A 24439-nucleotide genomic window follows, 5' to 3' on the forward strand; every position below is an offset into this window, starting at 1 on the left:
CGGGCAGTACGCCAGTCTGGTCTACTACCCGATACTTGGCCTAGACTGATCCCTTGAGTCGCGCCCGCGTCCCGCTTCGTTTTTAAGGCCTTTTTGCATGTCCGATCCTCGTTACCAGGTCGACGTCAGCGTCACCACCCGTTTTCTGGCAGAACAGTCGCAACCCGAGCATGACCGCTTCGCTTTCGCCTACAGCATTACCGTGCGCAATAACGGCTCCTTGCCGGCCAGGCTGCTGTCACGGCATTGGATCATCACCGACGGCGATGGCCATGTCGAAGAAGTGCGTGGCGAAGGTGTGGTCGGCCAGCAGCCGTTGATCGAGGCAGGCAAAAGCCACAGCTACAGCAGCGGCACGGTGATGACGAGCAAGGTCGGCACCATGCAGGGCACCTACCAGATGCTGGCCGAGGACGGCAAACGCTTCGACGCCGTCATCAAGCCCTTTCGCCTGGCCGTGCCCGGAGCCCTGCACTAATGGCCACGTATGCGGTCGGCGACCTGCAAGGCTGCCTCGACCCGCTCAAATGCTTGCTGGAGCGCGTTGCTTTCGATCCTCAAAAAGACACGCTGTGGCTGGTGGGCGACCTGGTCAACCGTGGCCCGCAATCCCTCGAGACCTTGCGCTTTCTCTACAGCATTCGTCAGTCGCTGGTGTGCGTGCTCGGTAACCACGACCTGCATCTGCTGGCTGCCTGGCAGAACATCGAGCGCCTGAAAAAGTCCGACACCTTGAGCGAAATCCTCGACGCACCCGATTGCGTTGAATTGCTGGAGTGGTTGCGCCAGCAGAAGCTCATGCACTACGACGAGGCGCGCAACCTTGCACTGGTCCATGCCGGCATCCCGCCCCAGTGGTCCCTGCGCAAGGCGCTCAAGTGCGCTGGCGAAGTCGAACAGGCATTGCGCGACGACAACCTGTTCGCCCCCTACCTGGATGGCATGTACGGCAACGAGCCGGTCAAGTGGGACAACGACCTCACTGGCAGCGCTCGTCTTCGCGTCATCACCAATTATTTCACGCGCATGCGCTTCTGCACCCGCGACGGCAAGCTCGATCTCAAGGGCAAGGAAGGCATCGAGACGGCGCCGCCCGGCTACGCCCCCTGGTTCAAGCACAGTGAGCGCAAGACCCGTAACCTAAAGATCATTTTCGGGCACTGGGCGGCACTGGGCGGACAATCCGACGAACCTGGCGTCTTCGCCCTCGATACCGGTTGCGTATGGGGCAGCGCCATGACCCTGATGAACGTCGACACTGGCGAGCAACTGCATTGCGATTGCGATGAACAGGGCCACGCCAAAACCTATCACCCGACCACTGCACCATTGCCGGCCGGCACTGCCGTTTGACCGGCGTTGCGCTTCAGCTACAGGAGCCCCTCATGAGCGAATTCAAACGCATCCCCCCGGAACAGGCCAAGGCCCTGCGCGAGCAAGGCGCGGTCGTCGTCGATGTCCGCGACCCAGCCACTTTTGCGGCTTCGCATATCAGTGGCTCCCGGCATCTGGACAACCATTCCATCGCCGACTTCATCCGTGCCGCCGACCTCGATGCGCCTACGGTCGTGGTCTGCTATCACGGCAACTCCAGCCAGAGCGCGGCCGCCTATCTGGTCAGCCAGGGCTTCAGCGACGTCTACAGCCTGGACGGCGGTTTTGAATTGTGGCGTGCGACTTTTCCTTCAGAAACAGCGCAAGACAATCACGAATAATTTTTTATGCCGCCCAAGCCCGCGTGAACCGTGGGCTTGAGCGATGGCAGACGAACGGTCTGCCATAACTAATTACGTATTCCACCTTTACCTCCGCGATTCCGAACTATCCTTAGCCTCAGGCCATCCAAAACAGGGGAGAGCCGGTACACCGGCGCGCGGGTCATCGGGAGTCAGCTTTCAAGAGCCTGCATTCTTGAAAGCATTCTGGGGGGTAAAACGGCAACTGGGTTCCCAGCGGCTGTCCAGCATCGACTGATTGATCCGACACCGGCTCCACGTATCGAGCGAGGTGACGTCATGAGCATTTTTAGCCACTTCCAGCAACGTTTCGAGTCCACGCGGCAGGAGGAATACTCGCTGCAGGAATACCTCGAACTCTGCAAGCAGGACCGCAGTGCCTATGTATCGGCTGCGGAGCGTCTGTTGCTGGCAATCGGAGAACCGGAGCTGCTGGATACCTCGACCAACTCGAGGCTCTCGCGAATCTTTTCCAACAAGGTGATTCGCCGCTATCCGGCCTTTGCGGACTTCCACGGGATGGAAGAATGCATCGAACAAATCGTGTCCTATTTCCGCCACGCCGCCCAAGGCCTGGAAGAGAAGAAACAAATCCTTTATCTGCTCGGCCCCGTGGGTGGTGGTAAATCGTCCCTGGCCGAGAAGCTCAAGCAACTGATCGAAAAAGTGCCCTTCTACGCCATCAAGGGCTCGCCGGTGTTCGAATCGCCTCTAGGGCTTTTCAACGCCACTGAAGATGGCGCGATCCTCGAGGAAGACTTCGGCATTCCACGCCGCTATCTCAATACCATCATGTCGCCATGGGCAACCAAGCGCCTGGCCGAGTTCGGCGGTGACATCAGCCAGTTCAAGGTGGTCAAGCTCTATCCATCGATCCTCAACCAGATCGCGGTGGCCAAGACCGAACCGGGTGACGAAAACAACCAGGATATTTCCGCCCTGGTGGGCAAGGTCGATATCCGTAAACTGGAAGAATTCCCACAGAACGACGCCGACGCCTACAGCTATTCGGGTGCGCTGTGCCGGGCCAACCAGGGCCTGATGGAATTCGTCGAAATGTTCAAGGCGCCCATCAAGGTGCTGCACCCGCTGCTGACCGCCACTCAGGAAGGCAACTACAACAGCACCGAGGGCCTGGGGGCCATTCCGTTCACCGGCATCCTGCTGGCCCACTCCAACGAATCGGAATGGCATACCTTCCGCAACAACAAGAACAACGAGGCCTTCATCGACCGAATCTACATCGTCAAGGTGCCGTACTGCCTGCGAGTGAGCGATGAGGTGAAGATCTACGACAAGCTGCTGTTCAACAGTTCGCTGTCCAAGGCTCATTGCGCACCCGACACCCTGAAGATGCTTGCCCAGTTCACGGTACTGTCGCGCCTCAAGGAGCCGGAAAACTCCAACATCTATTCGAAGATGCGCGTGTACGACGGTGAAAACCTCAAGGACACCGATCCGAAGGCCAAGTCGATCCAGGAATACCGCGACAACGCGGGGGTCGATGAAGGGATGAACGGGCTGTCCACACGTTTCGCGTTCAAGATCCTGTCCAAGGTCTTCAACTTCGACCCCCACGAGATCGCGGCCAACCCGGTTCACCTGCTGTATGTGCTGGAACAGCAGATCGAGCAGGAGCAATTCCAGGCCGAAACCCGCGAGCGCTACCTGCGTTTCCTCAAGGAATACCTGGCCCCGCGCTACATCGAGTTCATCGGCAAGGAAATCCAGACGGCGTACCTGGAGTCCTACAGCGAGTACGGCCAGAACATCTTCGACCGCTACGTGCTGTACGCAGACTTCTGGATCCAGGACCAGGAATACCGCGACCCGGAAACCGGCGAAATACTCAATCGCGTGGCCCTCAACGAGGAACTGGAAAAAATCGAGAAACCGGCGGGCATCAGCAATCCGAAGGACTTCCGCAACGAGATCGTCAACTTCGTATTGCGCGCCCGGGCCAACAACAACGGCAAGAACCCAACCTGGCTCAGCTATGAAAAGCTGCGGGTGGTCATCGAGAAGAAAATGTTCTCCAACACCGAAGACCTGCTGCCAGTCATCAGCTTCAACGCCAAGGCCAGCAAGGAGGACCAGCAAAAACACAACGATTTCGTCACACGCATGGTCGAACGTGGCTACACCGACAAACAGGTACGACTGCTCTCCGAGTGGTATCTGCGGGTCCGGAAATCGCAGTAAGCAGCGGCAAGCTTCTAGCTACAGCCTGCAAGGGAACGGCGTTGAGCCCATGGCTCGACGCCACGCTCCTTGCAGCTTGAGGCTTACGACTTGAAGCTCCCCCGGAGGGGCCTATGAGCTATGTGATCGACCGACGCCTTAATGGCAAGAACAAGAGCACGGTGAACCGCCAGCGGTTTCTGCGGCGTTACCGTGACCACATCAAGAAGGCCGTCGAAGAGGCGGTCAGCCGTCGTTCCATTACCGACATGGAACACGGCGAACAGATCAGTATCCCCGGTCGCGACATCGACGAGCCGGTGCTTCACCATGGTCGCGGTGGCAAACAGACCGTCGTGCACCCCGGCAACAAGGAATTCACCAGTGGCGAGCACATCCCCCGTCCCCAGGGCGGAGGCGCCGGCAAGGGCCCCGGCAAGGCCGGCAACTCCGGCGAAGGCATGGATGAGTTCGTGTTCCAGATCACCCAGGAGGAATTCCTGGAGTTCATGTTCGAGGACCTGGAGCTGCCAAATCTGGTCAAGCGCAACCTGACCGGTACCGACACCTTCAAGACCGTGCGTGCCGGTATCAGCAACGAAGGCAATCCGTCACGCATCAACATTATCCGCACCCTTCGCTCAGCCCACGCCCGGCGTATCGCGCTGTCGGGCAGCAGTCGCGCAAAACTACGCGAGGCCAAGGAAGAACTGGCCCGCCTGAAACGCGAAGAACCCGACAATTTTGGCGACATTCAGGACCTTGAAGCGGAAATCGAGAAACTCAGCGCCCGCATCCATCGCGTACCGTTCCTCGACACGTTCGACCTCAAGTACAACCTGCTGGTGAAACAGCCAAACCCCAGCTCCAAGGCGGTGATGTTCTGCCTGATGGACGTCTCCGGTTCCATGACCCAGGCCACCAAGGACATCGCCAAGCGCTTCTTCATCCTGTTGTACCTGTTCCTGAAACGGAACTACGACAAGATCGATGTAGTGTTCATCCGCCATCACACCAGCGCCCGGGAAGTGGACGAAGAGGAATTCTTCTATTCCAGGGAAACCGGCGGCACCATCGTCTCCAGCGCCCTGAAGCTGATGCAGGAGATCATGGCCGAGCGCTACCCCGCCAACGAATGGAACATCTATGCAGCCCAGGCGTCGGACGGTGACAACTGGAACGACGATTCGCCGATCTGCCGTGACATCCTGATCAACCAGATCATGCCGTTCGTCCAGTACTACACCTACGTGGAAATTACTCCACGCGAACACCAGGCCTTGTGGTACGAATACGAACGGATTGCCGAAGCTTTTTCCGACACATTTGCCCAACAGCAATTGGTCTCGGCCGGGGATATCTACCCGGTCTTCCGTGAACTCTTCCAGCGCAGGTTAGTGACATGACCGCCAAAAAAGAGCAGAAGCGCCAGCCTATTTCCACCGGCTCCGAATGGACATTCGAGCTGATCAAGGCCTACGACCGCGAAATCAGCCGTATCGCGGACCGTTATGCCCTCGACACCTACCCGAACCAGATCGAGGTGATCACCGCCGAGCAGATGATGGACGCCTACGCGTCGGTCGGCATGCCGCTGGGCTATCACCACTGGTCCTACGGCAAGCACTTCCTCAGCACCGAGAAATCCTACAGCCGGGGCCAGATGGGGTTGGCCTATGAGATCGTCATCAACTCCGATCCTTGCATCGCCTACCTGATGGAAGAAAACACCATCTGCATGCAGGCCCTGGTGGTGGCGCATGCTTGCTATGGGCACAACAGCTTCTTCAAGGGCAACTACCTGTTCCGCACCTGGACCGATGCCAGCTCGATCATCGATTACCTGGTGTTCGCCAAGCAGTACATCATGCAATGCGAGGAACGCCATGGTATCGACGCGGTGGAGGACCTGCTGGACTCCTGCCACGCCCTGATGAACTACGGCGTGGACCGCTACAAGCGGCCGTATCCGATTTCCGCCGAAGAAGAACGTCGGCGCCAAAAGGATCGCGAAGAGCACCTGCAAAAACAGATCAACGATCTGTGGCGCACCATTCCCAAAGGTGCGGACAAGTACAACGAAAAAGACAATGCCCGGTTCCCTGCCGAGCCCCAGGAAAACATTCTCTACTTCATTGAAAAACATGCGCCGCTGCTGGAGCCGTGGCAGCGGGAAATCGTGCGCATCGTGCGCAAGATCGCCCAGTACTTCTATCCACAGCGCCAAACCCAAGTGATGAACGAAGGCTGGGCCACGTTCTGGCACTACACGCTGATGAATGATCTGTACGACGAAGGCCTGGTCACCGACGGCTTCATGATGGAGTTCCTGACGTCCCACACCAGCGTGGTATTCCAACCTGGCTTCGACAGCCCGTACTACAGCGGTATCAACCCCTACGCACTGGGTTTCGCCATGTACCGCGATATCCGGCGCATGTGCGAAAACCCTACCGAAGAAGATCGTCACTGGTTCCCGGAAATCGCCGGTTCGGACTGGTTGTCCGCCATTAAATTCGCCATGAGCAGCTTCAAGGACGAAAGCTTCATCCTGCAGTACCTCTCGCCCAAGGTGATCCGCGACCTGAAACTGTTCAGCATCCTCGATGACGATCAGAAAGATGACCTGGTGGTACCTGCCATTCACGATGAGGGCGGCTATCGCATCATTCGCGAAACCCTGGCGGCGCAGTACAACCTGGGCAATCGCGAGCCCAATGTGCAGATCTACAGCATCGACCGCCGCGGGGATCGCTCGCTGACCCTGCGGCACCAGGCGCACAACCGCAAACCACTGGGCGACTCCACCGACGAAGTGCTCAAGCACTTGCATCGCCTCTGGGGTTTCGACATCCACTTGGAAACCCTGCAAGGCGACCAGGTGATGAAAACCCATCACGTGCCACCCAGAGGCGAACAAGCCGAAGGAGACTACGGTCGCCTGGACCTGGCCGTCATTCATCTTTGAGCCCGTTTTCACCTCCGGACGTCCGACGCAAAGGTTATCCTGTCGGACCAACGGAGGTTTTTTATGCAGATCTATAAAGTCGGCGGCGCCGTTCGCGACCGCCTGCTAGGCATTCCCGTCACCGACATCGATCGGGTCGTGGTGGGTGCCACCGCCGAGGAAATGCTCGCCAAGGGGTTCCGCCCGGTGGGGGCCGATTTTCCGGTATTCCTACACCCGAAGAGCGGCGAGGAGTACGCCCTCGCCCGCACCGAACGCAAGAGCGGCCGAGGCTATGGCGGCTTCGTGTTCCATGCCAGCCCTGAAGTGACCCTGGAGGAGGATCTGGTTCGCCGGGACCTGACGATCAACGCCATGGCCGAAGATGACCACGGCAACCTGACCGATCCGTACCATGGCCAACGCGACTTGGAAGCCCGGGTACTACGCCACGTTTCCCCCGCTTTCGCCGAAGATCCCCTTCGAGTCCTGCGAGTTGCCCGCTTCGCCGCGCGTTATGCTTCGCTGGGTTTCAAGGTGGCGGACGAAACCCTTGAACTGATGCGCCAACTCAGCGATTCCGGCGAGCTGGAAGCTCTGACGGCCGAGCGCAGCTGGAAAGAAATTTCCCGCGCCCTCATGGAAAAACAGCCACAGGTATTTATCCAGGTCTTGCGCGACTGCACGGCCCTCAAGGTCCTGATGCCAGAGGTCGATGCGCTGTTTGGCGTGCCCCAGCCTGAGGCCCATCACCCGGAAATCGACACAGGCATCCATACCCTGAGCGTGCTGGAACAAGCCGCCCTGCACCAACAACCGCTGACAGTCCGCTGGGCCTGCCTGCTCCATGACCTGGGCAAAGGCCTGACGCCCCAACACGAATGGCCGCGGCACATCGCCCATGAGCACACAGGGCTGAAGCTGATCAAAGCGGTCAACGAACGCTTCAAGGCGCCCCGCGACTGTCAGGAATTGGCGTTACTGGTTGGCCAATACCACACCCATGGTCATCGCGCGCTTGAGCTCAAGGCATCCACTTTGCTTGAGCTGCTGCAGAGCTTCGATGTGTACCGTCGACCTCAGCGCTTCGAGGAATTCATCGCAGCCTGTGAGATGGATGCGCGGGGACGCAAAGGGCTTGAAGAGCGAAGTTATCCACAGGCTGATTATTTGCGGGACGCAGCGGCAGCGGCCCGCGCAGTGGCGGTGCAGCCCTTGCTGGAGAAGGGCTTCAAGGGACCGGAGCTGGGTGAGGCGATCAAGCGCGAGCGCCTCAGGGCTTTGAAGGCCTACAAGGAAGCGGCAAGCTGACGGAATCTTGGATCAGCTTGCATTTGTGTTGGATGTTCCGTCGTCATCGCGAGCAAGCTCGCTCCCACATTAGGATTTCAGTGAGCACATCTCTAGTGTTCAACCGAGATCCACTGTGGGAGCGAGCTTGCTCGCGATAGTGACAGGCGCTTCAGCGCAGATTCGATGGCGTAAGCTGCTGGCCTCGCCATTCGAAAGCCACCGGCGCCAGCACCTGGTCGATCTGCGATTCTTCCCACAAAGTGGCGAAGCTTTTGCCCACGCCTGGGTGAATCCGATCTGGAGCGATCAACGACAAAGGCCACAGGACGAAGGCGTTCTTGAGGATTTCCGCACGCGGCAAGATCAACCCATCGAAGTTGCCGACCTGTTCGCCATACAACAACACGTCGATATCCAGCGGCAGCCCCTTGCGGTCCGGCGCATAGCGACCGTTGTCCGCCTCGATGAACTTGAGACGACGATCCAGCTCCATCAGCGGCAGATCGGTGAAGGCCGAGACGACGAAATTGAAGAATGGCCCGCTCTTGATACCCACCGGCTGGCTCTCGAACACGGCCGAACAGCGGATGTCCACCAGGAAACCGGCCAAGGCTTCAAGACCGGCGCACAGATGGGTTTCGCGCTCGATATTGCTGCCGAGCCCGAGAAAAACCTGAGTCAGCGACATCCGCGCTCGATCTCCACACCCACGCCGCTGGCCGCCGGTACGGCGCCAGGCTTGGTTAATTTCAGACGCAGCCAGGTGATCTTGAACTCATCCATGAGCTCCTGGGCCAGTCGCTCGGCAAAGGTCTCGACCAATTGGAACTGCGCCCGTTCGGCAAATGCCTGGATGCGCGACGATACGCTGGCGTAGTCGAGCGCCAGGGTCAGGTCGTCGCCCGCGGCGGCCGGGCGGTTGTCCCAGGCGAAGCTCAGGTCAAGCCGCAGGCACTGTCGGATGCCTCGCTCCCAGTCGTAGGCCCCGATTACCGTGTCGACTTCCAGGCCCTCGATAAACACTCTGTCCAAGCACTCTTCTCCGCAGCACGACAAGGGCGCAATGCGCCGTTAGAATCAGGGCGTCCTCGCCCGGAATAGTTAGCATGTTTTGGTTACTGGCGATTCTCGCCTACCTGCTCGGCTCGCTGTCCTTCGCCATTTTGCTCAGCCGCCTGACCGGTCGCCCGGATCCGCGAATGAGTGGCTCAGGCAATGCCGGCGCCACCAACATGCTGCGCCTGGCCGGACGCAAACTTGCCATCCTGACCCTGCTGGGCGACCTCTGCAAAGGCCTTGTCCCGGTATTGATCGCCAGCCTCGCAGGGCTCTCGTTGCAGCAACAGGCCTGGATTGGCGTCTGCGCCGTCATCGGCCATCTATTCCCGCTGTACTTTCGCTTTCGTGGCGGCAAGGGTGTCGCAACCGCCGCCGGCATGCTGCTGGGCCTGTACCCGCCCGCCGCCCTGCTGGCTGCCTGTGCCTGGCTGCTGACGTTCTACCTGACCCGCACCAGCTCCCTGGCCGCGCTGATCGCCACGCCGCTGACCCTGCCGTTGCTGGCCTGGCAGGAACCGGCGGCCTTGCTGCCCATGACCGCGCTGGTTGCGCTGATCGTCTGGCGTCACCGGGGCAATCTACGCGACCTGTTCGCCGGGCGCGAACGGCATTTTTAAATGACGCTTCACAGGGGCGCCAACTGCTCCATCGGCCAGCGCGCCTGTACGCTGATCGCCAGGCTTTCGTGCTGGCCGGCCTGCAAGCGCTGGCAACCGGCAAAGGCAATCATCGCGCCGTTATCTGTACAGAACTCCGGCCGGGCGTAGTAAACGTCGCCCTTCATGTCGCCGAGCATTTTCTCCAGCGATGTCCGCAAGGCCTTGTTCGCGCTCACGCCGCCTGCGATCACCAGGCGCTTGAGCCCGGCCTGCTTGAGGGCGCGCTTGCACTTGATGGTCAAAGTCTCCACCACGGCCTGCTGGAACGCCAGCGAGATGTCGCAACGGGTTTGCTCGCTGTCGTCCCCGGCGCTGACGCACTGCTGCCAAGTGTTCAGGGCGAAGGTCTTCAACCCGCTGAAACTGAAATCCAGGCCGGGACGGTCGCACATTGGCCGCGGGAACACGAAACGCCCATCGACCCCTTGCGTCGCAAGCCGGGAGATTTCCGGCCCGCCGGGATAATTGAGGCCCATCATTTTTGCAGTTTTGTCGAACGCTTCGCCGGCAGCATCATCGAGCGTCTCGCCGAGCAACTCGTATTGGCCGATGCCATCGACCCGAATGAGCTGCGTATGGCCGCCCGATACCAACAAAGCGACGAACGGGAATTGCGGCGGTTGCGACTCCAGCATCGGCGCCAGCAGGTGGCCTTCCATGTGATGCACGCCCAGGGCCGGAATCCCCCAGGCAAAGGCCAGCGCCTGGGCACAGGAGGCGCCCACCAGCAACGCGCCCACCAGGCCCGGGCCAGCGGTGTAGGCGATGCCGTCGATCTCGGTCGGCACGCAGCCAGCTTCGGCCAGGACCTGGCGGATCAAGGGCAGCATGCGCTTGACGTGATCGCGGGAGGCAAGCTCGGGCACCACCCCGCCATAGGCGCGGTGCAGGTCGATCTGGCTGAACAGCGCATCGGCCAGCAGGCCGCGCTCACTGTCGTAAAGTGCGACACCAGTTTCGTCGCAGGAGGTTTCTAATCCCAGTACTAGCATGGGTTTGCGCCTTGTAGAGGCTGAATTCGAAGGCGCGCATAATAGTCGCCGCGTTGTGCCCCGACCAGCGGTTTTCGATCAGAGGCTTTGCATTCCGAGCGTTGAGGGGTTAACATCCGCAACCCTTAAAAACCGACGTCTTCAAGTGCTCTTTTGCCGCGAGGATGTTGCCCCCGGTAATGAATGAAGGTAGCTCTGGATGCCAGCCGTCAAAGTAAAAGAGAACGAACCCTTCGACGTAGCTCTGCGTCGTTTCAAGCGCTCCTGCGAAAAAGCCGGTGTTCTGGCTGAAGTTCGTAGCCGCGAATTCTACGAGAAGCCGACTTCTGAGCGTAAGCGCAAGGCAGCAGCCGCTGTTAAGCGTCACGCCAAGAAAGTTCAGCGCGAACAGCGCCGCGCCGTACGTCTGTACTAATACACAGACGTTCGTAGCAAGCTTCTGCCAAGCCCGGCCTTCAAGCCGGGCTTATGGCATTTGCGGAATAACGCTTGATGCTTCACCGTCAAAGCCGCAGACGCGACCAAGACAACCTGCTTCACCGCGTCAGACCTGGCTCTTTTGCCAGCGGTGCACGTCTTTCCTGACGAGCCTTCCAAGGCTACCGACGAGCACACCCTGATTCCTCTAACGACGATCAGCCCAAGGCACCTGCCTGCGTGTCCGCTTCATGAGCTATCCGAGGCCTGAACAGCCGTTACCGGACTCAGCGCAACACATTCAAACAGTCGAATACTGATAGTTATTAACGTCAGTGGATTATCGGCAGATACACTTCCCGACAGCGATGATGCAGACGACCCGGTCGAGCCACCGATTTAGCGTGCCTCAAACCCAGACCCGGTTACGCCTGCCGATTTCGGGTCCATATTTCGCGCAGTGATGATGAGAACGCCATGGCCGGGCTGATTCCCCAGAGCTTTATTGACGACCTCCTGAACCGCACCGACATCGTCGACGTGGTCAGCTCTCGCCTGCAAATGAAGAAAGCGGGCAAGAACTACACGGCCTGCTGCCCGTTCCATAAAGAAAAAACGCCTTCTTTCAGCGTCAGCCCCGACAAGCAGTTCTATTATTGCTTCGGCTGCGGCGCTGGCGGCAATGCCCTCGGCTTCATCATGGACCACGACAACCTGGACTTCCCCCAGGCCGTCGAAGAACTGGCCAAAGCCGCTGGCATGGAAATACCCCGGGAGGAAAGCGGTCGACAGCACAAGCCACGCCAACCGACCGATTCTCCGCTTTACCCACTGCTGACGGCGGCGGCGGATTTTTATCGCCTGGCCCTCAAAAGCCATCCGGCACGCAAGGCTGCGGTGGATTATCTCAAGGGCCGCGGCCTGACCGGCGAAATCGCCCGGGACTTCGGCCTCGGCTTCGCCCCGCCCGGTTGGGACAATCTGTACAAGCACCTAAGCAGCGATACGCTGCAACAGCGCGCCATGATCGACGCCGGCCTGCTGATTGAAAATGCCGAAACCGGCAAGCGCTACGACCGCTTCCGCGACCGGGTCATGTTTCCGATCCGCGACACACGCGGACGGATCATCGCCTTTGGTGGCCGAGTGCTGGGCGACGACAAGCCAAAATACCTGAACTCCCCGGAAACCCCGGTGTTCCATAAGGGCCAGGAACTCTACGGCCTGTACGAAGCGCGCAAGAACAACCGCAACCTCGATGAAATCATCGTCGTCGAAGGCTACATGGACGTTATTGCCCTGGCCCAGCAAGGCCTGCGCAACGCCGTGGCAACCCTGGGCACAGCCACCAGCGAAGAGCACATGAAGCGCCTGTTTCGCGTCGTGCCCAACGTGCTGTTCTGCTTCGACGGCGACCAGGCCGGCCGTAACGCCGCCTGGCGCGCACTGGAGGCTACCCTGCCGTGCCTGCAGGACGGACGCCGGGCACGCTTCCTGTTCCTACCCGAGGGCGAGGACCCGGACACCCTGGTGCGCTCCGAAGGTACCGATGCGTTTCGTGCGCGGATCAACCAGCATGCACAACCGTTGGCCGACTATTTTTTCCAGCAATTGACCGAAGAAGCCGATCCACGCTCCCTCGAAGGCAAGGCCCACATGGCCACCCTCGCGGCACCGCTGATCGACAAGGTGCCCGGCGCCAACCTGCGCACACTCATGCGCCAGCGCCTGACCGAAATCACCGGCCTGAACAGCGAAGCGGTCAATCAACTGGTGCACAGCGCCCCCCAGGAAGCGCCACCGGCTTATGACCCGGGCATCGATTACGACGCGATGCCGGATTTCGCCGACTATCATCAACCCCAACAGGATTACGCCCCCCAGCAGGAATGGACACCGAAAAAACCCGGCAGTGGCGGCAAGAAATGGGACAAGAAACCCTGGGACAAGAACGGCAAGCGCGGCGATCGCGACCAGCCACGTGCCCCGCGCGTGCCGGCCGCCGTCGAACCACCAACACTGGCCGCCTTGCGCACTTTGCTGCATCACCCGCAACTGGCGGAAAAAGTAGAGGACGCCGGGCACTTCGCCGCCGAGGACCACAGCAATACGCAATTGCTGGTTGCACTCCTTGAAGCCGTGCAGAAGAACCCCAAGCTAAACTCTTTCCAGTTGATTGCGCGGTGGCATGGCACCGAGCAGGGGCGCCTGTTGAAGGCCCTGGCCGAGAAGGAATGGCTGATTGAGGGAGACAACCTTGAACAACAGTTTTTCGACACCATTACTAGCTTGTCCGCCCGCCAACGCGAGCGAAACCTGGAACAACTTTTGCGAAAAGCTCGCCAGAGCGAGTTGACCAGCGAAGAGAAAAACCAATTGCGCGACTTACTCAGCCGCAATGTTTGCGCATCAAACCCGACCTCAACTGGCGCGTGAGGTCACAGCTCAGGTATAATCCTCGGCTTGTTTTTTGCCCGCCAAGACCTTCAGTGGATAGGGTGTTATGTCCGGAAAAGCGCAACAGCAGTCTCGTATCAAAGAGTTGATCCTATTGGGTCGTGAGCAGGGCTACCTGACTTACGCGGAGGTCAACGACCACCTGCCGGAGGATATTTCAGATCCGGAACAGGTGGAAGACATCATCCGCATGATCAACGACATGGGGATCAACGTATTCGAGGTTGCTCCAGATAAGGATGCCCTTATGCTGGCCGACGCCGATACCGACGAGGCGGCCGCTGAAGAAGCGGCCGCAGCGTTGGCAGCGGTCGAGACCGACATTGGTCGCACCACCGACCCCGTGCGCATGTACATGCGTGAAATGGGTACGGTAGAGCTCCTCACGCGTGAAGGCGAAATCGAAATCGCCAAGCGTATTGAAGAAGGCATCCGTGAGGTGATGGGCGCAATCGCGCACTTCCCTGGCACGGTTGACCATATTCTCTCCGAGTACACCCGCGTCACCACCGAAGGTGGCCGCCTGTCCGACGTCTTGAGCGGTTATATCGATCCGGACGACGGCATTGCGCCGCCTGCCGCCGAAGTGCCGCCACCGATCGACGCGAAAGCCGCCAAGGCCGACGACGACACCGATGACGACGACGCCGAAGCGAGCGACGACGAGGAAGAAGCCGAAAGCGGTCCGGATCCGGTCATCGCAGCACAGCGTTTCGGCGCTGTGGCCGACCAGATGGAAATCACCCGCAAGGCGCTGAAAAAGCACGGCCGCAACAACAAGCAGGCGATTGCCGAGCTGTTGGCACTGGCCGAGCTGTTCATGCCGATCAAGCTGGTACCGAAGCAATTCGAAGGCCTGGTCGAGCGTGTTCGCAGTGCCCTGGATCGCCTGCGCCAGCAAGAGCGCGCGATCATGCAGCTTTGCGTGCGTGATGCCCGCATGCCGCGTGCCGATTTCCTGCGCCAGTTCCCTGGCAACGAAGTCGACGAAAGCTGGACCGATGCACTGGCCAAGGGCAAGAGCAAATACGCCGAAGCCATTGGTCGCCTGCAACCGGACATCATTCGTTGCCAGCAAAAGCTGACCGCGCTGGAAACCGAAACCGGTTTGACGATCGCCGAAATCAAGGACATCAACCGTCGCATGTCGATCGGCGAGGCCAAGGCCCGTCGCGCGAAGAAAGAGATGGTCGAAGCGAACTTGCGCCTGGTGATCTCCATCGCCAAGAAGTACACCAACCGCGGCCTGCAATTCCTCGACCTGATCCAGGAAGGCAACATCGGCCTGATGAAGGCGGTGGACAAGTTCGAATACCGTCGCGGCTACAAGTTCTCGACTTATGCCACCTGGTGGATCCGTCAGGCGATCACTCGCTCGATCGCCGACCAGGCCCGCACCATCCGTATCCCGGTGCACATGATCGAGACGATCAACAAGCTCAACCGTATTTCCCGGCAGATGCTGCAGGAAATGGGTCGCGAACCGACGCCGGAAGAGCTGGGCGAACGCATGGAAATGCCTGAGGACAAGATCCGCAAGGTATTGAAGATCGCCAAAGAGCCGATCTCCATGGAAACCCCGATCGGTGATGACGAAGACTCCCATCTGGGTGACTTCATCGAAGACTCCACCATGCAGTCTCCGATCGATGTCGCCACTGTCGAGAGTCTCAAGGAAGCGACTCGCGAAGTACTCTCCGGCCTCACTGCCCGTGAAGCCAAGGTACTGCGCATGCGCTTCGGCATCGACATGAATACCGACCACACCCTTGAGGAAGTCGGTAAGCAGTTCGATGTAACCCGTGAGCGGATTCGTCAGATCGAAGCCAAGGCGTTGCGCAAACTGCGCCACCCGACGCGAAGCGAGCATCTGCGCTCCTTCCTCGACGAGTGACCTTCAAAACCCCCGGCCCTGCCGGGGGTTTTGTTATGTGCAGATAAAATCCCTTTCATTACAGCCCTCCCCGCCCTGTCCGTCTACACTCGAATCATCCTCCCCAAGCCATGTCGAGACAGTGATGCCCAGACTGACGGCCGCGCTTTTGCTGTCATTGATGACCTGGACCGCAACAGCTGGCGCGTTGACGCTCACCGACGAGGAGCTCCGCTGGCTCAAGGACCACCCTGACCTGCGCCTGGGTGTCGATGCCTCATGGCCGCCGTTTGAGTTTCGTGACGACCAGGGCCGCTATCAGGGCCTGGCTGCCGACTACGTCGACATCATTCGTGAGCGGCTGGCCATCAAGCTCACCCCCATAGAGCCGGTTAGCTGGACCGCCGTGCTGGAGCAGGTTGGACAGGGCAAGATCGACCTTTTGCCGGGCATCATGTCCACGCCGGAACGCCAGAATTACCTGGCGTTTACCCGGCCTTACCTGGATTTCCCCATTGTCATCCTGGCCCATCGCGGTGGCGCCCAGCCGCACAACCTCAAGGAACTGTACGGGCTGAAAATCGCCGTGGTGGAGAACTATGCCCCCCATGAACTGCTGCGCAACCACCATCCCGACCTGAACCTCGTGGCGCTGCCCAACGTCAGTTCAGCCCTTCAAGCCCTGGCAACCGACGAGGTAGACGCGGTAGTCGGCGATCTGGCCTCCAGTGTCTGGAGCCTGCGCCAACTCAAGCTCGAAGGTCTTTATGTCAGCGGGGAAACGCCTTATCGCTATCAATTGGCAATGGCCGTCCCTCCAGATAGCAAGATACTGGTAAGCATCCTGGACAAGGTCATGGCGGACATGAGCCCGGCCGAAGTCGACGAGATCCAGCAGAAGTGGGTCGGCAATGTGCATGACTACCGCCAGCTCTGGTCAGATTTGCTGCTTTACGGCCTGCCTGCGTTGCTGCTCCTGGTCGGCATACTGGCGGTGGTGATTCGCATCAACCGCCGACTCAGCTCGGAAATCGCCCGGCGGGTCGAGCTGGAACAGGAGCTGCGCAGCAGCGAATACCATTACCGTGGACTGGTGGAGAGCCTGTCGGCCATCGCCTGGGAGGCTAGGGTCAGCGACTTCACCTACAGCTACGTGTCGCCCCACGCCGAAGACTTGCTGGGCTATCCCCTTTCCCATTGGCTGATCCCAGGCTTCTGGCGCAACATCATTCATCCGGCCGACCTGATCCGTGCCCAGACCTACTGCGATCATGAAGTGCTGGCGGGTCGCGACCACTGCATCGATTATCGCGTGATCACTGCCGATGGCCGCTGCCTGTGGGTGCGCGATATTGTCAGCCTGATCGAACACGGGCACGAACCGGTGATGCGTGGGCTGATGATCGACATCAGCGAAGCCAAGCGCACCGAGGAAGCACTGCGCCTTTCGGAGCAGAAGTTTGCCTCGGTGTTCCGCCAGTGCCCGGACATCCTGGTGATTGCACGGTTGTTGGACGGTTGCCTGCTGGAGGTCAACAAGGCCTTCGAAGAGCAGATCGGCTTGAGCGCCGCCGAGGTGGTGGGACACAGCGCAACCGAACTGGATATCTGGGGCATCCAGGGCGTGGGGCCGGGCCTGTTGCAGCGCTTGCAGGCCGGCAGCATTCGCAACCTGGAAATGCCCTTCCGCCGTAGCAATGGCCAGGTGTTCACCGGGCTGATCTCCGCCGAGCCCTTCGACCTCGACACGACGCCAGCCCTGGTCGTGGTGGTACGGGACATCAGCCAGCTCAAGGAAACCCAGCAGCAATTGCAGACATCCGAAGAGAAGTTTGCCAAGGCGTTCCACGCCTCGCCCGATGGCCTGCTGCTGTCCCGGCAAAGCGACGGTCTGCTGATCGAAGTCAACGAAGGTTTCAGCCGCATTACCGGCTTCAACAGTGCCCTGTCGGTGGACCGCTCTACCCTGGACCTGGGCATCTGGGTCAACCTCAACGAGCGAAAGCAGATGCTCGACCTGCTGAAGCGGGACGGCTTTGTCAGGGACTTCAGCTGCCACATCCGTCGCAACGACGGGCAAATCCGGCTCTGCGAAGTCTCCAGTCGCCCGCTGCCCATCGGCAACGAAGACTGCATGCTGACCATCGCCCGGGACATCACCGAACGCCATCTCATGCAGGAGAAACTGCAACAGGCCGCCACCGTATTCGAAAGCACTGCCGAAGGCGTGCTGATCACCGATACGCAACAGCACATCAGCGCAGTGAACCGAGCCTTCACCGAAATCACCGGCTACAGCGAAACCGAAGCCTTGGGCCATACACCTCGGTTGTTGGCTTCCGGCCTGCACGACAGCGCATTTTACGCCGCGATGTGGCACCAGTTGACGGCCGAAGGGCACTGGCAAGGAGAGATCTCCAACCGGCGCAAGAACGGCGAGCTGTACCCCAGCTGGCTGACCATCAGCGCGGTGCGCAATCGGGACCGACAGATCACCCATTTCGTCGCGGTCTTCGCCGATATCTCCAGCCTCAAGCACGCTCAGGCCCGGCTCGATTACCAGGCCCACCACGACCCGCTGACAGGCCTGCCGAATCGCACGCTGTTCGAAAGCCGCTTGCTGGCAGCCCTCAATGGCCAGCAGGAAAACGGTGGCCAGGGCGCCGTGCTGTTCCTGGACCTGGACCGCTTCAAGCACATCAATGACAGCCTCGGGCACCCGGTCGGCGACCTGTTGCTCAAGGGCATTGCCGTACGCTTGCGCGAGCAGTTGCGCGACATCGACACCGTGGCACGCCTGGGCGGCGACGAGTTCATTATCCTGCTGCCGGGCCTGCAACAGCCCAGCGATGCCGAGCACATTGCCCAAAAACTGTTGAACTGCTTTGCCGCTCCGTTCCAAGCCGGCGAGCACGAGTTTTTCATCAGTGCCAGCATCGGCACCAGCCTCTACCCGCAGGACGGTTGCGACGTCGCCACGCTGGTGAAGAATGCCGACGCGGCGATGTACCGTTCCAAGGCCAAGGGACGCAACCGGGTGGAAAGCTACACCCGCGACCTCACCGCCCAGGCCAGCGAGCGAGTGGCCCTGGAGCACGAGCTGCGTCGGGCGATTGAACGCAACGAGTTGTCATTATCTTTCCAACCCAAAATCAGCCTCGTCGACAACCAACTGGTGGGTGCCGAAGCATTGATCCGCTGGACGCACCCCACGTTTGGCGACGTGCCGCCGGAACGCTTCATCCCCTTGGCGGAAGAAAACGGCATGATCCTGCAAATCGGCGACTGGGTGCTGGAGCGCGCCTGCCGGCAGTTGTGCGAATGGAACGACACCTACGACAGCCTCGGCCCCCTTTCGGTCAATCTGGCCGGGGCCCAGCTGCGCCAACCCAATCTACTGGGGCGTATCGAACAACTGCTGCGCGAGCACCAGCTCGAGCCTGGCTTATTGCAACTGGAAATTACCGAAAACTTCATCATGAGCCAGGCCGAAGAGGCCCTGACGGTGCTGCACCAGCTGAAAAAACTCGGCGTGCAATTGGCCATCGACGACTTCGGCACAGGCTATTCCTCCCTGAGTTACCTCAAGCGCCTGCCACTGGACATCCTCAAGATCGACCAATCCTTCGTCCGCGGCCTGCCCGATGACCCCCACGACGCGGCCATCGTACGGGCAATCATCGCCCTGGGCCGCAGCATGCAATTCACCATCATCGCCGAGGGCGTCGAAACCCTGGCCCAGCAGCAATTCCTGACCGAAGAAGGTTGCGAACAGATCCAGGGCTACATCGTCAGCCTGCCCCTGTGCGCCGATGAGTTTGCCGCAACGTTTCTTCGTATGACCGTTTCGGATTTTTCGGATAGCACAGCCGAGAAACCGTCGTTATAATCCGCGGCCTACTGAGGGCCTATAGCTCAGTTGGTTAGAGCAGAGGACTCATAATCCTTTGGTCCACGGTTCGAGTCCGTGTGGGCCCACCATACTCAAAGCCGCGCATTGCGCGGCTTTCGTGTTTCTGGATGGACCACCACAGATACAGTCGCTTGGACCTATCGGAAGTCACCGACGTCTACAAGCATCACGCGAAATACTTCTGGGCTTCTGCACGCGGTGAGCGCACCGAGGGGCATCCCGACTATCATCCGCCGCCTTCAGGCTCGTGAGAGACTGGTACCTCAAAGGGGCCCTGCCGAGCCTGCATGCAGGTGACGTGCTGGCCAGCATCGAGGGAGAGGTCCATGGCGGGATTGGCCCACAGCGCTCTGTCGTGACGCTGGTCATCAAGGTCTGAGGAACTGCACATGCCCTACATCATGCAAACTGTCGTCCTTCTGGTGCTGGGCGCGATCCTCGTTCAGTTTCTGAAACCATACCCGCTGCGCAAGTGGCTGGGTTTGGCGCTGCTGGCAACGGGCTTGGTCAGCATCTTCAAGGTTGGTGAGCAGCAGGTGCTGGGCTTTGACCTGGAGCTGCTAGCACTGCTGGCCGTGCCGCTGGGCGTTGTGCTTTTCCTGACGCGGCGGCGGTTCACGGAGGAGGACTGAAGCCCAGGCACGATTTCTCGGTGCCGTCTCTGACCCAAAATCGTAAGGGACAACAGTCGATCAACAGCGCATGGCTGATCTAATGGCGTACAAGGAACAGCGTGACCAAGCGAGACGTGCGGCCATGGACGAACTGGCTGCACAAGCCCAGGAGTTAGGGATGGGTTACGAATGAGGCATTCGGCGTGCTTGCTGCAGCCATCAAATGCAACGCATCTGTCATCGTCAATTTTAACCTTAAGGACTTTCCAAAGAGCGCTCTCGAAGCATTTGATATCGAGCCTTTGCACCCTGACGATTTTGTTGCCGACCTTTGGGATATAGACCAGGCGGCTGTTCTCGAAGCAGCACAGCGGCAGCGCTCGTCCTTGAAAAATCCGTCGCACAGTGCGCGGCAATACCTCGACAAGCTACTCCAACAAAAGCTCCCCGAAACTGTAAAGTTGCTCTCCAAATTTGAATTCCTGATTTGACGATTGCTGCCAAGGACTTGAGGCTACAACGATGAATTAACATCTCATCCCACGTCCGTACCTGTTACTCAACCTCTATCACCGAGACGCCCATCATCGCCAGCCCCAGCCTCCCCCGACTGTTTCTTGAACTGTTCTGGCAACTCGGCATCCTGCTGGTGCCGGCCTTTTTCGTCACCGTGCTGCCGCCCCCATTGGCTTTGCTGGCGGTGGTGTTCCTTGGGCTGCTGATGGGCCTTGCCGCTCGCCTGGGCTTTTTGGCGATGGGCCGAGGCATCGCCCGGTTGACGGTCGGCGCCGTGTTTGGCCTGGGTTTCAGCCTGGGCCGGGCGTTGCCTGAGTGGTGGGGCATTTTGGTGGCGATTGTCGGCATCATCGTAGGGCTCGCCTGCGTCAGTAGCTGGGAACGACGCCTTGGGTTGGCGCCCGTTTCCAGCAAAGGACCGAGCGCCTGGGGCGGAAGCGAACCGCAACTGACCCCTGAAGGCGAGCCGATCCGGGTGTTCAACCACAGCGAAATCGCCATGGGTGGCCCTACCTATTGCGATTATTTGTTCCCCGACGGTGTGCTCCTGCAAGGCCTTGGCTCTTCGGCCGTGTTCTCCAGCGACGGGCGTTATTTCGCCGCACCGGTACCGTCCCGGCAGGCATGGGGACTGGTAGTCCTCGACCGTCAGCAACGCCTGCTGTACCGCTGCGCCGACAGCGAGCTTTGGGAGTTGGACGCTTTTGACCTCGACCGCTTGAGTGGACGCCATAGCCCACTGGTGGATAACAGCGTTCGCGAAACCCGGCTCGATGAGCTGCTGCAAACCGCCAGCGTCACCCATCTGGTGCCTGTCGCCGACCTGTGGCTGGAAGCCGATTGTCATCCTGAGCAAACCTTCGAACGACGCTCCGCTGATGGCCAGCAATGCCTGCTGGGCAATCTTTCATTACCTTCGACCTTCCGTGACCAGGCCCAGCCATTGGAGCCCCTGCTTTCGCCGCGTTATGCCATCAACGTCAACGGAGCACCGTCCGGCCTGCTGATGGCAGCAGACGCACCGTTGGTATGGAGCGCCGATCAACGCGCCCTGGTGTGCCTGGCCCAACAGCAAAGCGGTCACGAGGAAGGCGACCGGTATTGGTTATGGCAGCTCGACACCGGCTGGCGCGCCCTGCCCTCGCCGTGGGTGAAGAGTGCTGCTGAACCGTCCTTCTACTGGCATGAGTTGCTGAGCCTCGACGCGCACCATGTGCATATCGGCGCGTACCTCGACTATCCGCGACCGGGTTCCGGCCGGTATGGCTACCGTCTGGACAGCATCCACAGCGATACCGAAACCCAGGCCGGTCATGACGCCCAGGGTCGCGTACAGGTTGCTGAGTTCAAACTGACCCGCACGGCCATTGTGATGCCATTGGACAGCCGGGGCCTGCGCGGTGACTCGTACATCGAGACGCAGCCGCTGCTGGGTGGCGCATGCGCCCAGCTCATCTGGCTTTGCGACAATCACGAGGGGCTTGGCGGTTATCGCTGCCAGATCGGTGATTGGCACTTGCCAGGCAGTTGGCTGCTGGATCATCGCGTCTCTGACTGCGGGCGTTACCTGGCACTGCTGCCCTTTGCAGACTCAACGACAGTGACCACCCATGCGGTCATTGCAGATGTGAAGGATCGACGCCTGCTGGAAGGCCCCTCCATGTGGGTGGAACGGATACTCGACTTTCGGGATGGCCGCTTGAGTCTGGCAGTGGTGGCCGGTCGTCTTGACCACGACCTGGACAGCAGCGCACTGCAACGCTTCAACATCCCTGCGCCGCCGATCGGCAGCGACCCGTCGTTCTTTCATCCCAGCGAGCAATCCCGGCTGTTCTACAACACCGTGGACCTGCAGGTGACAAACTCACAACTGCACAGCGTTGCCCCCTGGCGCCTGGTGGATCGTCCGCAAGTGGCCAACGCCGACGGTGACTTCATCCAGCCCGCCCCCGACCGTCAGGATGCCGGCTGGCTGTTCGGCAGCGAAACGGAATATGCCGACAGTTGGGTGCGTGCGCAGACGCCCCGGCTCGGAGGCCATCTGCTGACAGCCTCAGGCTGCGCGTTGGTCGACCTGGCACCGTCGATGACCTGGTCGACGGATAGCCGCTACCTGGCCCTGACCTGCATGGCAACCGATGTGACAGAACAGTGTGGAAGTTATCGAGGCTGGCAATTGCTGCTCCTGGATGTCCAGGAACACACGTTGCGGGTGCATCGGCAGTGGCTGGGCAACCGGCCGCTGTTTGAAAGCTTCGACGCCGAGCAGCTGCATGTACGGTGTTTCGAGCGCGATTGGGAAGCGCAAGACAACGACGACCCAGGTTCAGTGCAGTCGTTCTCGCTGGATCTCTTGTTGCAGTTGCCCACCGAACAGCTGGTTTGCCAGGACGGTTTCTGGTTCAGGGCTTCACAGGTACACCTGGCCCCCGCCTGGCGCGCACTGGCTTTGCCTGCCATTGGCTATTTCGCACGTGAGAGCCTGTAACATGCTCGCCATCGAATGCCTGCGCCGGAGCCCACTTTGACTGATACCCGCCCTCCCGTCCTCGACGAAATCGACCGGCAGCTGATCGCGGCGCTGCAAATCAACGCCCGGGAAAGCGTCGCCATGCTCGCCCGGCAACTGGGTATCGCCCGCACGACCGTGACCTCGCGGCTGGCACGCCTGGAAAAGACCAAGGTGATTACCGGGTATGGCGTGCGCCTGGGGCAACGAGTGATTGACGGTGGCTTGCAGGCTTACGTCGGCATCAAGGTCCAGCCGCGTTCCGGCAAGGACGTGCTGCGGCGCCTGAGCGCCATGGCCCAGGTACAGCAGCTGTGCGCGGTCAGCGGTGAGTTCGACTATGTCGCCTGGTTGCGCACGGACTCGCCGGAACAGCTGGACCAGTTGCTGGACCAGATCGGCAGCGTGGACGGCGTGGAAAAGACCACCACCTCGATCATCCTCAGCAGCAAAATCGATCGAGGCCAGCCAGTCTAAGCCCTGCGCCACTTAGCCTGTGGCCCTCAGGGAACAACGCAAGTTATGGTGTCGGATGGGAGAAATTTTCGATCCTGACCTGCCCCTCCGGAAAGGTCGCGATAATCTCCAATTCCCCCCCCATGGCCCGGATGTAGTTGCGCAATGTGCTGATGTACATGTCCGTACGGCGCTCCATTTTCGAGACTGCCGCCTGGTTGATATGCAGTGCCTTGGCCAAAGCCTCCTGGCTCAACTCCTGCGCCTGACGCAACTCGTGCAACGGCATTTCTGCACGCAACTGCTGATACAGAGCCTGTGCACGAGCCTGGGAGTCAGGCGAACGACGCGCCATCAAATCGGAAAATTTCTTAGCCATGGTCAAAGCCCTCTCTCTTCAATACTTCCAAATGTTCGTCATAGAGGCGTTCGGCCAAAGGCACATAGTCCTGATACCAACGGTCCTGGCCGGTTTTACCTCCCCCGATCAGCAGGATGGCGCAGCGTCGTGGATCAAACGCATAGAGCACACGATAAGGCCTACCTGCATGTTGCACCCGTAACTCACGAAGGTTGCCATGACGCGAACCTTTGATATCACTGGTGTGAGGAAAGCCCAGATACGGCCCGGTATCGCCGAGCAGCATCACCGAGACCTGTACCGAGTCTTGCTCTGACTCACTGAGACGGTCCCACCACAACTCAAATTCGTCAGTGTATTCAACGTCCCATTTCATACAAATATGCCATCCAGGATATATAACCTCAAGGGAATAACCATAGGAGTTTCGGCGGGTATCTGTTGCTGTTGATCGCG

At 59.8% G+C, this 24439-nt stretch carries 20 protein-coding genes, 1 tRNA gene and 2 pseudogenes; 18 read left to right on the forward strand and 5 right to left on the reverse strand.

The annotated features are described in order from the left end of the window. The first annotated feature begins 97 nt into the window (after positions 1-97). The 7 genes from apaG (at position 98) to QMK47_RS26755 (ending at position 8175) form a co-directional block, all read left to right on the forward strand. Positions 98-478, forward strand: a complete 381-nt coding sequence (gene apaG, locus QMK47_RS26725) for a Co2+/Mg2+ efflux protein ApaG (RefSeq protein ID WP_214509852.1) — start codon at positions 98-100, stop codon at positions 476-478. Continuing rightward, on the forward strand, positions 478-1353 hold the full coding sequence (locus QMK47_RS26730; protein ID WP_253469922.1) for a symmetrical bis(5'-nucleosyl)-tetraphosphatase: 876 nt from the start codon (positions 478-480) through the stop codon (positions 1351-1353). Before apaG ends, QMK47_RS26730 begins: the two co-directional genes overlap by 1 nt. Before the next feature lie 32 nt (positions 1354-1385). Beyond that, positions 1386-1715 carry a thiosulfate sulfurtransferase GlpE gene (gene glpE, locus QMK47_RS26735; protein ID WP_253469925.1) on the forward strand — a complete coding sequence of 110 codons (330 nt, stop codon included), beginning with the start codon at positions 1386-1388 and terminating at the stop codon, positions 1713-1715. A 300-nt stretch (positions 1716-2015) separates the two neighbouring features. Then, the gene (locus QMK47_RS26740; RefSeq protein ID WP_253469928.1) at positions 2016-3938 is read left to right on the forward strand and encodes a PrkA family serine protein kinase; all 1923 of its coding nucleotides are present in this window, start codon (positions 2016-2018) and stop codon (positions 3936-3938) included. Positions 3939-4051: 113 nt separating this feature from the next. Beyond that, the gene (locus tag QMK47_RS26745) at positions 4052-5323 is read left to right on the forward strand and encodes a YeaH/YhbH family protein (protein ID WP_014340517.1); all 1272 of its coding nucleotides are present in this window, start codon (positions 4052-4054) and stop codon (positions 5321-5323) included. Beyond that, complete coding sequence (locus tag QMK47_RS26750; protein ID WP_253469931.1) at positions 5320-6885, forward strand: SpoVR family protein; 1566 nt, start codon at positions 5320-5322, stop codon at positions 6883-6885. The genes QMK47_RS26745 and QMK47_RS26750 overlap by 4 nt, the downstream gene beginning before the upstream one ends. A gap of 63 nt (positions 6886-6948) precedes the next feature. After that, positions 6949-8175, forward strand: a complete 1227-nt coding sequence (locus QMK47_RS26755) for a multifunctional CCA addition/repair protein (protein WP_320389538.1) — start codon at positions 6949-6951, stop codon at positions 8173-8175. A gap of 151 nt (positions 8176-8326) precedes the next feature. Here QMK47_RS26755 and folK read toward each other — a convergent pair whose 3' ends face one another. Both folK and folB read right to left on the reverse strand, forming a co-directional pair. Continuing rightward, complete coding sequence (gene folK / locus QMK47_RS26760) at positions 8327-8845, reverse strand: 2-amino-4-hydroxy-6-hydroxymethyldihydropteridine diphosphokinase (RefSeq protein WP_253469937.1); 519 nt, start codon at positions 8843-8845, stop codon at positions 8327-8329. Continuing rightward, complete coding sequence (folB, locus tag QMK47_RS26765) at positions 8836-9189, reverse strand: dihydroneopterin aldolase (protein ID WP_253469940.1); 354 nt, start codon at positions 9187-9189, stop codon at positions 8836-8838. Before folB ends, folK begins: the two co-directional genes overlap by 10 nt. 74 nt (positions 9190-9263) lie before the next feature. Here folB and plsY point away from each other — a divergent pair, with 74 nt between their 5' ends. Beyond that, positions 9264-9833, forward strand: a complete 570-nt coding sequence (plsY, locus tag QMK47_RS26770) for a glycerol-3-phosphate 1-O-acyltransferase PlsY (protein WP_249877205.1) — start codon at positions 9264-9266, stop codon at positions 9831-9833. Positions 9834-9841: 8 nt separating this feature from the next. Here the strand turns inward: plsY and tsaD are convergent, their stop codons facing one another. Beyond that, entirely contained in the window at positions 9842-10867 is a 1026-nt protein-coding gene (tsaD, locus tag QMK47_RS26775) for a tRNA (adenosine(37)-N6)-threonylcarbamoyltransferase complex transferase subunit TsaD (protein WP_253469943.1), read from the reverse strand. A gap of 199 nt (positions 10868-11066) precedes the next feature. On the opposite strand from tsaD, the gene rpsU reads away from it, so the two are divergent. The 10 genes and pseudogenes from rpsU to QMK47_RS26825 all read left to right on the forward strand — a co-directional run bounded on the left by rpsU (position 11067) and on the right by QMK47_RS26825 (position 23643). Next, a complete protein-coding gene (gene rpsU, locus QMK47_RS26780) occupies positions 11067-11282 on the forward strand; it encodes a 30S ribosomal protein S21 (protein ID WP_002551877.1) in 216 nt (71 codons plus the stop codon). A gap of 479 nt (positions 11283-11761) precedes the next feature. Continuing rightward, positions 11762-13720: a DNA primase gene (gene dnaG, locus QMK47_RS26785; protein ID WP_253469946.1), complete on the forward strand. Its 1959-nt coding sequence runs from the start codon at positions 11762-11764 to the stop codon at positions 13718-13720. A 67-nt stretch (positions 13721-13787) separates the two neighbouring features. Continuing rightward, positions 13788-15635 carry an RNA polymerase sigma factor RpoD gene (gene rpoD / locus QMK47_RS26790; protein WP_258689541.1) on the forward strand — a complete coding sequence of 616 codons (1848 nt, stop codon included), beginning with the start codon at positions 13788-13790 and terminating at the stop codon, positions 15633-15635. A gap of 124 nt (positions 15636-15759) precedes the next feature. Continuing rightward, complete coding sequence (locus QMK47_RS26795; RefSeq protein ID WP_253469949.1) at positions 15760-19503, forward strand: bifunctional diguanylate cyclase/phosphodiesterase; 3744 nt, start codon at positions 15760-15762, stop codon at positions 19501-19503. A gap of 15 nt (positions 19504-19518) precedes the next feature. Further along, positions 19519-19595 (forward strand) — tRNA-Ile (locus QMK47_RS26800). Positions 19596-19916: 321 nt separating this feature from the next. Next, the gene (locus tag QMK47_RS26805; protein WP_214509862.1) at positions 19917-20159 is read left to right on the forward strand and encodes a hypothetical protein; all 243 of its coding nucleotides are present in this window, start codon (positions 19917-19919) and stop codon (positions 20157-20159) included. A gap of 67 nt (positions 20160-20226) precedes the next feature. Continuing rightward, positions 20227-20334: pseudogene (locus QMK47_RS26810) on the forward strand (DNA-binding protein); the annotation flags it as partial. Positions 20335-20344: 10 nt separating this feature from the next. Continuing rightward, positions 20345-20632, forward strand: a pseudogene (locus tag QMK47_RS26815) (PIN domain-containing protein); the annotation flags it as partial. Positions 20633-20709: 77 nt separating this feature from the next. Next, complete coding sequence (locus QMK47_RS26820; protein ID WP_413817786.1) at positions 20710-23145, forward strand: sulfite exporter TauE/SafE family protein; 2436 nt, start codon at positions 20710-20712, stop codon at positions 23143-23145. A 36-nt stretch (positions 23146-23181) separates the two neighbouring features. Next, a complete protein-coding gene (locus QMK47_RS26825) occupies positions 23182-23643 on the forward strand; it encodes an Lrp/AsnC family transcriptional regulator (protein ID WP_018607342.1) in 462 nt (153 codons plus the stop codon). 43 nt (positions 23644-23686) lie between these two features. On the opposite strand, the gene QMK47_RS26830 is transcribed toward QMK47_RS26825, so the two are convergent. Both QMK47_RS26830 and QMK47_RS26835 read right to left on the reverse strand, forming a co-directional pair. Continuing rightward, positions 23687-24001, reverse strand: coding sequence for an XRE family transcriptional regulator (locus tag QMK47_RS26830; protein ID WP_024616743.1), 315 nt, complete (start codon positions 23999-24001; stop codon positions 23687-23689). Beyond that, complete coding sequence (locus tag QMK47_RS26835; RefSeq protein WP_320389540.1) at positions 23994-24359, reverse strand: type II toxin-antitoxin system RelE/ParE family toxin; 366 nt, start codon at positions 24357-24359, stop codon at positions 23994-23996. Before QMK47_RS26835 ends, QMK47_RS26830 begins: the two co-directional genes overlap by 8 nt. Positions 24360-24439: the final 80 nt, after the last annotated feature.

It is taken from the genome of Pseudomonas sp. P9_35 (assembly GCF_034008205.1).
Taxonomy (GTDB): Bacteria; Pseudomonadota; Gammaproteobacteria; order Pseudomonadales; family Pseudomonadaceae; genus Aquipseudomonas; species Aquipseudomonas kilonensis.